This window comes from uncultured Mailhella sp. (assembly GCF_963931295.1).
Lineage (GTDB): Bacteria > Desulfobacterota > Desulfovibrionia > Desulfovibrionales > Desulfovibrionaceae > Mailhella.
This window is the reverse complement of record NZ_OZ007001.1, coordinates 2185783-2200295: the sequence shown is the minus strand read 5'-3', so window position 1 is coordinate 2200295 and position 14513 is coordinate 2185783. Positions and strand designations below refer to the sequence as shown.

General features: G+C 64.3%; 10 protein-coding genes. 7 read left to right on the top strand and 3 right to left on the bottom strand.

Going from position 1 to position 14513, the window contains the following annotated elements; all coding sequences use genetic code 11:
* Nucleotides 1-23: 23 nt before the first annotated feature.
* From ABGT79_RS09200 to ABGT79_RS09175, 6 genes are all read left to right on the top strand, one after another.
* Nucleotides 24-2303 (top strand): dolichyl-phosphate-mannose--protein mannosyltransferase, encoded by a 2280-nt coding sequence (locus ABGT79_RS09200; protein WP_346665930.1) that lies wholly within the window; start codon nt 24-26, stop codon nt 2301-2303.
* A gap of 78 nt (nt 2304-2381) precedes the next feature.
* Nucleotides 2382-2984, top strand: coding sequence for a glycerol-3-phosphate 1-O-acyltransferase PlsY (gene plsY / locus ABGT79_RS09195; protein WP_346665929.1), 603 nt, complete (start codon nt 2382-2384; stop codon nt 2982-2984).
* Between the two features lie 164 nt (nt 2985-3148).
* Nucleotides 3149-3484, top strand: coding sequence for a ribosome hibernation-promoting factor, HPF/YfiA family (gene raiA, locus ABGT79_RS09190; protein WP_294487002.1), 336 nt, complete (start codon nt 3149-3151; stop codon nt 3482-3484).
* Nucleotides 3485-3635: 151 nt separating this feature from the next.
* A complete protein-coding gene (locus ABGT79_RS09185; protein ID WP_346665928.1) occupies nt 3636-4922 on the top strand; it encodes an ATP-dependent 6-phosphofructokinase in 1287 nt (428 codons plus the stop codon).
* 234 nt (nt 4923-5156) lie between these two features.
* Nucleotides 5157-8621, top strand: a complete 3465-nt coding sequence (locus tag ABGT79_RS09180; protein WP_346665927.1) for a UvrD-helicase domain-containing protein — start codon at nt 5157-5159, stop codon at nt 8619-8621.
* On the top strand, nt 8614-11607 hold the full coding sequence (locus ABGT79_RS09175) for a PD-(D/E)XK nuclease family protein (protein ID WP_346665926.1): 2994 nt from the start codon (nt 8614-8616) through the stop codon (nt 11605-11607). Before ABGT79_RS09180 ends, ABGT79_RS09175 begins: the two co-directional genes overlap by 8 nt.
* A gap of 124 nt (nt 11608-11731) precedes the next feature.
* On the opposite strand, the gene ABGT79_RS09170 is transcribed toward ABGT79_RS09175, so the two are convergent.
* On the bottom strand, nt 11732-12178 hold the full coding sequence (locus tag ABGT79_RS09170; protein ID WP_346665925.1) for a C-GCAxxG-C-C family protein: 447 nt from the start codon (nt 12176-12178) through the stop codon (nt 11732-11734).
* Between the two features lie 116 nt (nt 12179-12294).
* On the bottom strand, nt 12295-13236 hold the full coding sequence (locus ABGT79_RS09165; protein ID WP_346665924.1) for a hypothetical protein: 942 nt from the start codon (nt 13234-13236) through the stop codon (nt 12295-12297).
* Nucleotides 13237-13286: 50 nt separating this feature from the next.
* Here ABGT79_RS09165 and ABGT79_RS09160 point away from each other — a divergent pair.
* A protein-coding gene (locus ABGT79_RS09160; protein ID WP_346664755.1) for an IS5 family transposase occupies nt 13287-14041 on the top strand; the annotation gives its coding sequence in 2 pieces (ribosomal slippage) (nt 13287-13620 and nt 13620-14041; 756 coding nt in all).
* Here ABGT79_RS09160 and ABGT79_RS09155 read toward each other — a convergent pair.
* Complete coding sequence (locus ABGT79_RS09155) at nt 14038-14499, bottom strand: PadR family transcriptional regulator (RefSeq protein WP_346665923.1); 462 nt, start codon at nt 14497-14499, stop codon at nt 14038-14040. The genes ABGT79_RS09160 and ABGT79_RS09155 overlap by 4 nt on opposite strands.
* Nucleotides 14500-14513 lie beyond the last annotated feature (14 nt).

The following is a 14513-nucleotide window of genomic DNA, read 5'->3' as shown; positions in this document are numbered from 1 at the left end:
TGAACCCCCAGCGGGAGCCTTCCATGGACGAGAACATAGAACGCACGGACAAAAACAAGGAAAACATGGCCGCCGAACCCGGCATCGCCGAACAGCATCAGCCGACGCCGGGCCCGGAAGACGAAGCGAAAAAGCCGGAGCCTTCCGAAGAAAGCGAAGCGCCAAGCGCCGCTCCCGAGCAGAACGGCACGGAAGGACCTTCCGCGCAGAACGCCGACAGCGGTCCGGAATCCGAAGAAACATCGGACCCCGAAGAAAAAAGCGATGAGCGCGACGCGGACAACAAGGACGCGGATCCGGACGACGCGCCGATTCTTCTCGACGCTCCCGCCGAAGAAGCGAAAAAAGATCACATCCGCATGCCGGACGCGCCCGCGCCCGAGCCTCCGGCTTCCGGCGCGGCGGCCAAGGTGTTTGAGGCGCTCTCCTATGCCGGGCTGCCCGTGCTGCTGATTCTCGCCGCGGCCATGACCTTTCTGGAAGTGTGGCAGGTTCGCGACCTGTGGTTCTCCGACGAAGTGCGTCTGGCCGACGCCTTCATGAATCTCAAGGGCGGCGACTGGCTCATGCTCACCATGAACGGCCTGCCCTACCCGGACAAGCCGCCGCTCTACTTCTGGTTCATGGACGCCCTGACAAAGCTTCCCGGCGTGGGCGCGCCCATGGTGCTGTTCCTGGCCGTGGCGCTGTCCCATCTTCTCTTCATCGGCTCCATCTGGCTGCTCGCCCGCGGAACCGGACACGACCGCCGGGAAGCCTTTGCCGCCGGTCTTGTGGCGCTCGGCTGCGCGTACATCAGCGGCGCGGCCTGCTATCCGCGCATGGATCTGCTTTTCGCCGCCGTGGTCACGCTGGGCATGACCTGCCTGTATCGCGGCTGGATCAAATCCTTTGCTCCCTTCTGGCTCGCCGCGGGATTTCTGCTCGTGGGCGCGGCCACGCTCATCAAGAGTCCTCTCGGCATCGCCTTTGCCGTGGTCACCAGCGTGATCTTCCTGTTCTGGCGCGGCACGCCCGGACGCCTCAACGGCCGCGACGGCCTGCCCGGCTTCGTGCTCATGCTGCTCATGCTCATGGCCTGGGCGGGCGCGCTCTACCTCGGCGGGCATCAGGACTATCTGCGCGACATGGTGGGAACCCAGCTCGCGGGCCGCGTGCTGGAAGGCGGACGTCACGTCCAGCCGTGGTGGTACTATCTGGCGGCGCTGCCTATCATGTGGCTGCCGTGGATTCTCGTCATCCTTTTCGTCAACTGGTTCGCCGCCCTGCGCGGCATTCCCGCGGCATGGAAAACCCGCAGGGAACGCGGCGGCTCAAGCTGGCTGTGGATCTGGCTCGTCACCGGCGCGGCCATACTCTCCCTCGTGCAGGCCAAAATGAGCGTGTACGCCCTGCCGCTGCTCGCGCCTCTTGCCGTGCTCACCGGCCGCTCCGTCATGCGCCTCACCCCCGGCCGCAGCCGCTGCTTCTTCAGCCTCGTTTCCGTGGTGATCGCTCTGGCCGGCCTCGCCCTCGTGGCGCTTGAAGTCTTCCCCGTCGTGCGGCCCTACATCGGTTCCTACCTGCCTGCCGTGCCCGCCGTGGCCGATCCCTGGCTGGACGCCCTTCGCGGCACCATGTACATGGGCGGCGTGCTCATTCTGCTCGCCGTGGCGCTGCTGTTCTTCACGCGCCTTGCGCTTCCGGGCGGCGCGCTGCTCGTCACCGCGCTCGGCATGATCATCATGCTCCTGCCCTATCAGGCCTTCGTGGCTCCTTCCATGGACAAGATTCTGAGCCCTCGAGCTCAGGCCGAAACCATGGCCGCCAAGGTAAAGGAAGGCTACGCCCCGGCCGCGTTCAACGTGTACCCCGGCGCGTACGCCTGGCATCTCAATCTGCTGCTGCCCCAGCAGCAGGGACGCCTCGCCGTGCCCGATCTCGCCACGCCCGCCGAGCGCGACGCCTGGCTCAAGGCGCATCCCATGACCGTCATGGCCATGCCCGCAGACGACTGGAACGCCTGGACGAACAAGCCCGCCGACGCCGCCGTGCTGCTCTCCTCCTGGATGGTTCACAAGCCCTACGTGGTGGTGGCCGTGAACGCAGGCGCACAGACGAGCGACGAAGCCCCGCCCGCGGAAAACTCCGCCGCCAGCGGCGCGGAATCTTCCGCAGAAGAGCCTGCCGCCGCTCCCGCAGCCTCCGCGGCCCCTGCGGCCGAACCCGCCGCCGAAGAAGCGCCCAAGGCACCCTCTGCCACCGCGCCCGCCGAGCCCGAGCAAACGCCCGCAGGCAGCGCAGACAGCGCCGCCCGTTCGTAATCTCACGCCCGGCGCGAAGCTGTCGCGCCGGGCTTTTTTCCGCCCTCCGCTCCAGAACCTCAACCCGGACACGATCTCATGACCTATCTTGCCCTCATTCTCTGCGTCGCCCTGGCCTTCTTCCTCGGCTCCATCCCCTTCGGACTGGTCATCGCAAAAACCTTCAAGGGCATCGATCCCCGCAAGGCCGGAAGCGGAAACATAGGCTCCACCAACGTGGCCCGCCTGTGCGGCCTGCCCTGGGGCATCATGACGCTCTTTTGCGACATCATGAAGGGCCTGCTGCCCGTGCTGCTCGCCGTGAACGTGCTGCCGGATCCCTACATGCAGAGTCTCGTGGCGCTTGCCGCCGTCACCGGGCACATCAAGTCGCCCTTCCTGGGCTTCAAGGGCGGCAAGGGCGTGGCCACCACCATCGGCGCGCTCATTCCCCTGGCCTTCTGGCCCCTGCTGTGCGCCGTGCTCTGCTGCGTGGCCGTCATTGCCGTCACCCGCTACGTTTCCCTGGGCTCCATGGTCATGGCCGCCTCCCTCGTGGTGTTCTACGCCCTGTTCGGCTACTTCCGCCTCGAACCTCTGGCCGTCGTGCTTCTGATCATGATAGTGTGGGCGCACCGCGCCAATATCGGCCGTCTCATGCGCGGCGAGGAAAGCAAGTTCCTTGCGAAAAAAAAGAGCTGACCTCCAAAACAAAGTTCCGACTTTCATAACTGCCGACTACTGGACCTTCTTTTCATTCTATGCTAGCTTGTTTCTAAGAGCAGAAGACCGTACGGTTCGAGGTCTTTGCATCCCATGAACGCGGGTTTGCCCCGCTCCCGGCCCGGCCGGGGAAGGAATTGCTTATGCAGATCGAAGTCGTTTTCCGCAATCTTACCCCTTCCGATCCCCTGAAGAGCTACGCCCTCAAGCGTTTTCAGAAGATAGAGCGCATGGTTGGCGATGAGGAAGCAAAGCTGCTCGTCACGCTTTCCATGGAAAACAATCGTCCCAAGGCCGACCTGCTGCTTACCGGTCAGAACCTGAACTTCGCCGCCAGCGAGAAGAACGACGACATGTACGCCGCCATCGACCTGTGCAACGACCGCATCGGACAGCAGCTGCGCAAGGCCAGCGAACGCCGCAGTCAGATCAACCGCGACACCATGGTCGACTCCCTCGGCAACGGCGACAACGCGTAGCGCCCGACCAAAACTTCCAAGAAATCCAGCCTCCGGCCGCATCCGCGACCGGAGGCTCCGTTTTTTCTCTCAGAGCCTGTCCCCCAAAGTTTTGCGTGACAAGCGAAATCAAAAAAAGTAACCTTTCCGCTCTAGGATTCCGGAGGCGCAGATGACTCATGAAATAGATACGCATATCATGACGGTGGGAAAGGCAAAAATCGACAACCCCGCCATAGGCCCCTACATCGACGACACTCCCGTGCCCTTCTACCTCGACGCCGAACACGGCGGCGAAGACGTCAAGGGCCTGGAAGATACGCCCATCTATATCGAACAGGCCGGTCCCCGCGAGCACGTCTATTACGATCCCGGCAAGACCAAGGCCGCCATCGTCACCTGCGGCGGGCTCTGCCCCGGACTCAACGACGTCATCCGCGCCGTGGTGCTCGAATCCTACTACGGCTACGGCGTGCGCTCCATTCTCGGCATCCGCTACGGCCTCGAAGGCTTCATTCCCAAGTATCACCACGACATCATGGAGCTCACGCCCCGCAACGTGTCGGAAATCCACACCTTCGGCGGCACCATTCTGGGTTCCTCCCGAGGCCCGCAGAGCCCCGAGGAAATCGTGGACGCCCTTGAGCGCATGAACGTCAACATGCTCTACATCATCGGCGGCGACGGCACCATGAAGGCAGCCTCGGCCATTCAGGAAGAAATCTTCCGCCGTCAGCTCCACACGTCCGTCATCGGCATTCCCAAGACCATCGACAACGACATCAACTTCGTGCCCAAGTCCTTCGGCTTCGACACCGCCGTGGACGTGGCCACCTCCTCCCTGCGCTGCGCCCACACCGAGGCCATCGGCGCGCCCTACGGCGTGGGTCTCGTCAAGCTCATGGGACGCGAATCCGGCTTCATCGCCGCGCAGGCCACGCTCTCGCTCAACATCGTCAACTTCGTGCTCGTGCCCGAGGTGCCCTTCAAGCTCGAAGGCGAAGGCGGCCTGCTTCCCGCCCTCGAAGAACGCCTCAGAAACCGTTCCCACGCCGTCATCGTGGCGGCCGAAGGCGCAGGTCAGGACCTGCTTACCGCAAGCGGCAAAACCGACGCTTCCGGCAACCGCGTGCTGGGCGACATCGGCCTCTTCCTGCAGAAGGCCATCAAGAACTATTTCGCCGACAAGGATATGAACGTCACGGTCAAGTACATCGACCCGAGCTACATCGTGCGCTCCGTGCCCGCCAACACCAACGACCGCGTTTACTGCGGCCTGCTCGGGCGCAACGCCGTACACGCGGCCATGGCCGGCAAGACCAACATGGTCGTCGCCCGCCTGCTCGACCGCTTCGTGCATCTGCCGCTCCAGCTCGTCACGCGACGCCGCCGCCAGATCGACATCAAGTCCAACTACTGGCGCTCCGTCATCGCCACCACGGGCCAGCGCCTCGCGTAGCGCGCAAAGCGCCCGCAAAACGCGCAGACTTTTCCCTCGTCGAGAACCGGCAAGGCATCGTCTTTTCAGGGCAGGCAGGAGCCGTCCGGCAAGACCTCCGCACCATTCGTGCGGAGGTCTTTTTTCTTCTTCAAAAACGCCGCGCCGCAAGGAAACAATTTCCGTCTTGCGAAGTCGCGCGGAATGGCCGATGATGACAAAGGAAGAATGCCCTTCCCCCAAACCCCGTCCGACATGAGCGAATTCAGACAGATCAAGGCTTCCGCAGGTTCCGGCAAGACCTACACCCTGACCAGCAGCTTTCTTTCCCTGCTCGCGGGCTCTTCGGGCGCGTCCTGGAGCCGTCCGCCCTCAGGCTGCGCCGTGCCCGACGGCGACTCCTACGGCTGGCAGGAAATTCTCGCCATCACCTTCACCAACAAGGCCGCCACCGAAATGCGCGAGCGGCTGCTCTCGCGGCTGAAGGGCATGGCGCTCGCTTCTCCCTCCGCCGCGGCTTCGGAAAAATTCTGGAAACCGGCAAAAGCCCGCGACGCCGTCAACATGCTCATCCGCAGCTACGGCTCTCTCAACATCCGCACCATCGACAGCCTGCTGCACCTCATGGTGCGCCTCTCCGCGCTGGACTTCGATCTGTCCCCGGACTTCGAGCCCCGCTTTGCCGACTGCGACATCACCGGCCCCATCTTCGACGACATGGCCGAGCAGGCCCGCGAAGACCCCGAACTCGGCGACCTGTTCCGCCGCGCCTGCCGTCAGATGCTCCGTTCGGAAAAGACCCGCGGCTTTCTGGCCGGAGAGCGCATCCGCGAACGCGTCACGGCCATGGTCTCGCTCATGCTTGCAGGCGACGGCTGGAACATCCGCGATCTCGCCTCGCCGGAAGAGGCGGAGGATCATTTTCAGGGCGTGCTGCGCGGCATTGAAAACGACGCCAGAGAAATGCGCGCCCGCATCGAACAGGAAGAGCTCAAGGCGAGCAAGCATTTTCTCAACGCGCTGAACGCCTGCATCGAATGCGGCGGACGCGCCACCAGGCTGCCTCTCTCCTCGGCCATGTTCCAGAAGGAAAGCTTCGACGAGTGCCTGCTCAAGGCGTCGAAGGGCGCAGCCAGCCTTTCGCTGCACGCGCTCTACGAAAGCCTGCAAAGCGACCTCAGGGAAGTGCGCGTGCTTCTCGGCGCGCGGCGGCTCATGCCCTTTGCCGAGCTTGCGCAGGCCGTCTATGCCAGGCTGGAGCACTACGAACGCAAAAACGGCGTCATTGCCGCCTCGCAGGTGCCGAGGCTCGCCATTCGCGCCGCGGACGACAGCGAAGGCGTGAACGAGCTTTTCTGCCGCCTCGGCGCGCGCATCACCCACATGCTCATCGACGAATTTCAGGACACGAGCCGCGATCAGTGGCTGGCGCTCCAGCCGCTGGCCGAGGAAGCGCTCTCCAGGAACGGCTCGCTCACCATCGTGGGGGACGTGAAACAGGCCATCTACGGCTGGCGCGGCGGCGACGCGGCGCTCTTCGATCAGCTCGTGCGGCCGGGCTCGCCGCTGCTTGCGCTGGTGGATCATCCCACGCTGGAAACGCTGCCCTGCAACTGGCGCAGCCGTCAGCGCATCGTGGCGTGGAACAACGCCCTGTTCTCTCCGCTCGGCAACCCGGACGTGGCCAAAGAGCTGCTCGCCCCGCTGGCCGAAGGCGACGAAGCGCTGCTGCAAAGCGAGGCCGCGCTGCTCAGCGAAGCTTTCGACCGCGCCGCCCAGAGCGCGGAACACTGCGCGCCCGGCGGATTCGTGCGCCTGCGCGCGCTCGACAAGGGCCGCGAAGAGGAAGAGCTTTCCGTGATGCTTCCGGACATGGTGGAAAAGATGGGACGCACGCGGCCGTGGGGGGACATCTGCATTCTTGCGCGCAACAACGATCAGGCCGCCAAGGCCGCCTCGTGGCTCATGAGCCGGCGCATTCCCGTGGTCACGCAGGGAAGCCTGCTGCTCGCCGAGCAGCCGGTCATTGCGGGACTCGTGAGCCTGCTGCGCTTCATGAACGATCCCGACGACGACATCGCCTTCTGGTCGGCCCTGTGCGCCCGGGAGCTGCTGCCGCCCATGACCGCGCCGGACGGCTCGCCGCTTGACGAAGGCGCGCTGCTCGACTGGGCCGCGCGACGCTCCCGGCAGAAAAGCATGGCGCGTCAGTTCGCCGCCGACTTTCCCGAAGCCTGGCAGGCCGTGTTTGCGCCCCTGCACGACAACGCGGGCCTGCTCACGCCCTACGACGCCGTCATGGAAGTGCTGGAGCGCTGGAACGTGTTCGAGCGCTGCGGCTCGGCCGAAGGCTTTGTGCGCCGCTTTCTGGAGGTGCTGTTCTGCGCCGAGGAACAGGGCGTGTCCGACCTTTCCGGCTTTCTCGATCTGTGGGATTCGAGCGGCAGTCAGGAAAAGGCCCCGCTGCCCGAAAGCATGGACGCCGTGCGCATCATGACCATGCACAAGGCCAAGGGGCTGGAATTCGAGGTGGTCATTCTGCCCTGGCTCAATTTTTCCCTCGGCCGCGCCACGGACGACAAGTCCGTGTTCTGGAACAGCCGCGGCACGGGACTGCTTGCGCCGCTGTGCCGGGAAATGGGCAGGCCGTGGCTTCAGGACCGCATGAACACGGCGCGCGAGTCGCTGCACCTCATCTACGTGGCCATGACCCGCGCGGTGTCCGAGCTGCACTGTTTTCTGTCCGATCCCGACGAAGGGCCCATCCCGTTCATGCTCGACGCGCTGCTCTCCCGGGTGAGAAGCTCGCTGGAAAAGAAGGACGGTGCGCTCGTGTGGGGCGAGGCGCCGGATCTGCCGTCTTCCGCGTCCGCTCCGGCGGGCGACGCGCCTTCCGGCGAAGTCCCGGCCTGCGACGAAAAACGCAGCGCCGAAGAAGCGCAGGCCGTCGGCGAGAGCCCGCGCGACGGCAAGGCGCAAGCCTCAGGCAGCGCCCCGGCGTCCGCCGCCCCCGCGGACATCACCGCGGCAGACGAATCCACAGACGCCCGCACGGAAACCGAATCCACAGCAACAGCTCCCGCGGCAGGCAAGCCCGCCGCTCCCGTACCCGCCGCTCCGCCAGGCTCTGCGGATGCGCCGCTGGCTTTGGACGAACAGCCGGGCGAAGACTGGCGGCCCATGGGCTGGCTTCCGCGCCTGCGCATGTTCCGTAGTCCGCTGGAAGACTGGACCTTCACGCCCAAGCGGCGCGGCACGCTCATTCATCACTGTCTGGAAAGCCTTCAGGTATCCGGCGTGGGCGAAGCCTCGGCAAGGCGCGACGCCGCGCTGGCGGCCGCGCGCGGCATTTCCACGTTTCCGCTGCCCGTGCCGGACAGGGAAAACGTGCAGAAGCAGGTGGAAGACGTTCTTTGCTGGTACGCGCTTCAGCCGGAAACGCCGCACTGGCTAGCCTTCGGCACGCCGGAGCACGCCCTGCTCGATGCTGACGGGCGTCAGTTCCGCGTGGACCTGCTGGTGGACGACGGCCGGGAACTCGTGGCCGTGGAATACAAAACCGGCACTTCGGGCAATCTGCCCGCGCCCGAGCACAAGGCCCAGCTCATGCGCTATCTGAACCTGCTTCACGAGGCGAGCGGCGCAAACGTGCGCGGCGCGCTGGTGTATCTCGACCGCCGCGAAATATTCCCGATTCTTCCCGGAGACGACCATGAGTAGCCGCACCCGTACCTTCAGCCCGTTCCAGATCGTACCCTGGGACGACGACTTCATGCTGCGCGTCCACGACCTTGTCCGCGACATGACGGGCGGCCGTCCCGGCAAGACGGTCATCGTGTTTCCTCTCAATCGTCCGCGGCGCTACCTGCTCGACATCTACCGCCGGGAGGCGGACAGGCCCATGCTGCTGCCGCACATCATCAATTCGGGGCAGCTCGTGCAGACCTGCCTTGAAAGCTGGACCCGTTCCGTGCCGCGCATGGCGGGCACGCTGGATCAGGTGGCCGTGCTCAAGGAATGTCTGCTGGAACTAAGCAGTCAGGAAGAGGAAGGAAGTCCGCTTGCGAGGCTCGCCAGAAGTCTGGATGACGACGACGGCATGGCCCGCTTCTACCCGTGGGGCGTGCGCCTTGCGCACCTTCTCGACGAATGCGCCGGGCACATGGTGGAAGCCTCGGACCTGCTCCACGTGGACGACATGGTGGCACCCTACGCGGCGGCCCTGCTCGGAAGCCTCAGCCGCATTCAGGAACGCTACCGCTCCGCGCTTCGCAGCCGCGGCCTGAGCACGGCGGGGCTCGAAGCCCAGCACGCGGCCCAGCTTGCCGGAGCCTCGCCCGATCTGCCCCTCAAGCTTCAGGGAAAGTGCGTGGTTCTGGCCGGATTCGTACGGCTCACCCGCGCGGAAGACAAGCTTTTCCGCTACCTGTGGGAACACGGGGCGCGCGTGTGCCTGCACACCGATCCGGAAATTCTCTCCGGCGCGGGGCACTGGAGCTGCGCCGAACACAGGGAATGGCTTTCGCGCTGGAAGGCCCGGGGCGAAGTGCTGGGCGAGAGCCGCGGCCGGGAACCCGTCATTCACTTTCATGCGGGCTACGATCTGCACTCGCAGCTTCTGGAACTCAAAAAGGAACTGGAAACGCATCCGCACCCGGAGGAGAGCCGCGCCGTGGTCATCACCCACGATTCCCTGCTCATGCCCACGCTGCACCACATTCCGGAAAAGAGCATCAACATTTCTCTCGGCTATCCGCTGGAACGCTCGCTGCTGGCCCAGCTTGCGGAACGCCTCATGGAAACGCGCCGCGGCATGAACGCCGCAGGCCTCGTTCACTGGAAAAGCTTCATGGCGCTCATCCGTCACCCGTACGTGCGCATGCTCGGCGTGCCCGCGTCCGAAGAAGGAGGAGAGACCGTGCCGCTTCGCCCCTTTCTTTCCCGTCTGGAAGCCAGACTGCGCACCGGAAGCCGCATGGTGGACGCCGGAGCCTGCACTTCCGATCTCGTGGACGACATTCTCGGCGATCTGGACGGCAGGCCTCCGGTGGAAGAGCTCAACGAAGCGACCGGCCAGCTTCTGGAAAAGGTGGTGGACACGCTCGTCACGAAGTGGCGGAATCTGGAAACGCTGGAAGACATGGCCGCAAGGCTCCGGGAACTTTGTCAGCTTCTGCTGGAGTACGGCGCGCACATCTGGCCGCGATTTCCGCTGGATGCGGAATGCCTTGCCCGCCTCATGCAGGGCGTGATTCCGGAACTTTCCGACAACGCCATGTCCGGCGAATACCTGTCCCTGGAATCCATATTTTCCATCGTGCATCAGAATCTTGCGGAGCAGCGCGTGCCCTTTGAGGCCGATCCGCTCACGGGCCTGCAGATTCTCGGCACGCTGGAAACCCGTCTGCTGCACTTCGACCGCGTGTACCTGCTCGACATGACCGAAGACGCCCTGCCCGGCGCGCCCGCGCGCGATCCGCTGCTGCCCGACAATCTCCGTCCGCTGCTCGGCCTGCCGGACAACAGCCGCCGCGACATGCTCGCCGCGCACACCTTTCACCGGCTCATCGCCGGGGCACGGGAAGTGTTTCTTTACTGGCAGGAAGGCGTGCAGACCGGCGTCATGGACGGCAAGAAACTGCGCTCCCGGCTGGTGGAAGAAGCCGTCTGGCGGGTGGAGCAGCAAAAGGGCGCGCTGCTGCGCCAAGGCGCGGAGCCGCTCTTCGCCTCGGCTTTTCCCATGGCGGAGCCGCCGGTTCCGGAGTACGCGCCCATTCTCCGCACGGACGCCGTCAATGAACGCATGCATGAAGTCATGGAGCGCAAGCTCTCGCCCACGGGGCTCGACACCTACATTTCCTGCCCGGCGCGATTTTTCCGCAAGTACGTGTGCGCGCTGAAGGAGGCGGACGAAATCGTGGAAGGCGACGACTATCTCGGCGTGGGCAACCTGCTGCACACCGTGCTTCAGCGGGCCTTCGAGCCCTTTGTCGGGCTTCCCGTGGGGCAGGGCTCCCTCCAGCCCGAACAGCTCGAAGCGCTGTTCCGGGAAGAGCTCGACGCCAGCGGCCTTGCCGTGAATCTGCCCGCGCAGAGCCGCTTCATGCTGGAAGCCGCGGGCCCGGCCAGACTGCGCGCCTTTGCCGCCGCGCAGCCCGAAGTGCTCGAACTGCTCCAGCTTGAGCACAACGTATCGGCCGTGTTTCAGGAAGGAAAACGCCGCTTCACGCTGGAAGGAAAAATCGACCGCCTCGACCGCCGCGAGCAGGGACTCGTCATTCTCGACTACAAGAGCGGCAGCACGAGCCGGCAGCCGCATGCCTCCTTCTGGAGCGACGAGAGCCTCTGGGACGCCATGACGGAGTGGCGGCCCGGAAAGGTCGATCCGCTGCCCGACCTTGCGCGCGCCCTGCCCAGCATTCAGCTGCCCGCCTATCTCTACATGTGCGGCAACGACCCGCAGAACGCGGAATCCCTGCGCTTTGCGCCGCTCTACGACGCCGCCCTCGTGCAGCTTGCCGACCGCGGCGACGAAATTCCCCTGCTCGGCGCAAACATCGACGAGATGACGCGCAAGAGCATCATCACGGAACGTATTCCCGCCCTGCTCGGCTTCGTGCTGCGGCACATGGCCACGGCCGAGAGCTTCACGCCACGCCGTACCGACCGCTGCGCTCGCTGCCCCTACCGGAACTGCTGCCGCTGAAAGGAGGGGAGCAGGCCCGGCGCAAACTTGAAACGCCCGAAAGGCACAGAAAACGCCCAGGACAACGCACAGAAAAGCGCTCCCGGAACATGGTTCCGGGAGCGCTTTTCCGCTGTCTCTCGAATCACGCCTCGGCGCGGGAATCCTGTTTTTCGTCCTCGGCAAGCATCTCGTCGAGCACCGCGCAGGTCTGCGCGAGCATGTCCGCGCACACGGTGGCAAAAAGGCCCTTTTCCGCGGCGGCCTTCATCACGCCCGGCTGCGTGATGTCCATGCCGAGGATGTCCCGGCAGGAACGGCACGGCTGCTTTTTCGACAGACGCCTTTCAAATTCCGACACCTTTTCCACGAGCAGCGCCTTTTTGCCCTTGCCCTCCTCCAGCGTGTCCGCCCTGCCGTAGCGAAGCCCGAGCACCATGTGCGCGCCGCAGATGCAGCCGCAGGTGTCCGCATGCCCCATGCCCGTGCCGAACGCCGAGGCCATGCCCACGGCCAGCGAATCCTCAATGCCGAGGCGCGGCGCGCAGTGCAGGCACACCTTCTGCGCGCACAGTCCGAAACGTGATACCATAATGCCTCCAATACGTTGGCTCTCCGGGCAGTCCTCCATGACGAGGCTGCCGAAGCGCCGTTTCTTTGCAAAACATCCGAGTGTGAGCCGGAAACGATTCCGCGACGCGCCCCGATCTACGCGCCGCCCACGACATAGCCGTGACGCAAAAGCAGCGCGCGGGCGTCGTCCATGGAAAAGCCCCGCCAGTCCGCCGCGGCTTCCTTTTTGTCCCGCGGAATGGCCCCCGTTTCCACCACAACCACGTTGGCTCCCCAGGCCACGGCCTGCGACACCGGCGGATGCACGCACACGTGCGGCGTGTTCACGCCCCCGCACAGGCGGATCACCGCGGCCACCTGCGCAAGGCGCGCGTCGGACACGGATTCCGCGCCGCCGTAGGGCGTTCCCGGCACGTTGCTGCGCGCCATCACGCCGCACACTTTCGCCCCGGCTTCGAGCGCCGCAAGCAGCACGTCGGCAATTTCCTCATCGGCGTGTTCGGGCCCGAGCGGCTCCACAAGATGCGCAAGCTCCATGCCCGCCTCGCCGATGCGCCGCAAGGCCTGCCTGCGTTCGGCAGGATCAAAGGGCGTGTCCCGTCCCTCGCCGAGCCGCAGGGCGTGATACATCATCTGCACGCCGGCCCTGCCGAGGTTCCGAATCTCCTCCACGGCCATCTGACCGGTGTTGGCCACGAGCGCACAGGATGGCGGCAGCACGGCGCGCACGGCTTTTGCCAGCGCTTCCAGGCGCTCCCTGCCGTAATGTTCCGTGGTGCGGAGCACGATCCACGACGCCCCCTCGGCCGCGTAGCGGCGCGCCGCGGCCACAATCTCCTCCTGCGCCCACTCGTGCGACTCCCGCACCACGCCCCACGACGCGCCGAACGCGCAAAAGGCGCAGCTCATGGAACAGGGCGCAGTGTCCACCCCGAAGGCCGCCCACACGCCCGCCCTGTCGCCCGCAACCTCGCGGGCCGTCTGCCGGGCCAGGCGTCCGAGAAAGGCCGTCTGCGCCGAATCCGGCGCGTAGGAAAGAAGACGCAGCACGTCTTCCCGCCTAGGCTCAGGACTCATTAATTGCCAAAAGGGTAAAAAGTTCTTATTGTCGGCATAGGGAGGATGCCATGAAGGAACTTTTTTATCTTTCTCATGAACAGATTGCTCGTATCAAACGCTACTTTCCTCGTTCCCACGGCATTCCGAGAGTCGATGACAGGCGTGTCGTCAGCGGCATTATCTATGTCATCAAGCATGGCCTGCAATGGAAAGATGCCCCGCGCGAGTATGGACCATACAAAACTCTCTACAATCGTTTTATCCGCTGGAGCCGATTGGGTGTCTTTAACAGGATTTTTGCGGAGCTTGTTGAACAAAACGGCTCCACAACACGCTTGATGATTGATACCACACATCTCAAGGCACACAGGACAGCAGCAAGTTTGCTGAAAAAAGGGGCCTTTCCCGATGTATCGGACGCACAAAAGGCGGCCTGAATTCAAAACTCCACGCTGTCTGCAATGCCTTCGGTCAACCGTTGGCCTTCCATCTGTCCGGCGGTCAGGTGAGCGACTACAAAGGCGCTGCTGTCCTGCTTGATACTCTGCCGCAGGCCAGGGAGCTTCTGGCGGATAGAGGCTATGATGCCGACTGGTTTCGTCATGCCTTGTCCCGTAAAGGAATCACGCCGTGTATTCCTGGCAGACACAGCCGAAAAACTCCGGTGGTCTATGACAAGGAGGTTTATAAGCAGCGGCACAAGATAGAAATCATGTTCGGCCGACTCAAGGATTGGCGCAGAATAGCCATGCGTTATGACCGTTGTGCACACACGTTCTTTTCGGCCATTTGTCTCGCTGCCATTGTCATCTTTTATATTTAATGAGTCCTGAACCTAGGCAGCGCTCCGGAAAGCGCCCGCCGACGCACTTCTTCCATGAAGGCGCGATCCGCCTCCGGGCACGGGTCCTGCGCATCCGCATCCCGCGCGGAGAGCAGCAGCGCAAGCACCCTGTCGAGATGATCGCGATTGCTCGTGAGCGACGATATCCAGCGGTTCAGACAGCGCCGCCCCAGAGCCGTGACGCGGTACTTCTTCCGCGCCGGGCCGTCTCCCCTGTCGTATTCCGTTTCCAGCACGCCGCTGCGCTCCATGTCGCGCAGCATGCGATAGCAGCCCGTCATGTCCGGCGGCTGCGGCCCGAACAGGCCGGTGTCCTCCAGCTTCTGCACGAGCGCATACCCGTGCATGGGCTCGCGAACCAGCAGCCCCAGCAGCACCGGCTGCACGAAACGGGGCAGATTGCCGCCCGAACAGGCGCAGGAATCAAGCTCATCCATGCCTTTTCTCCCGA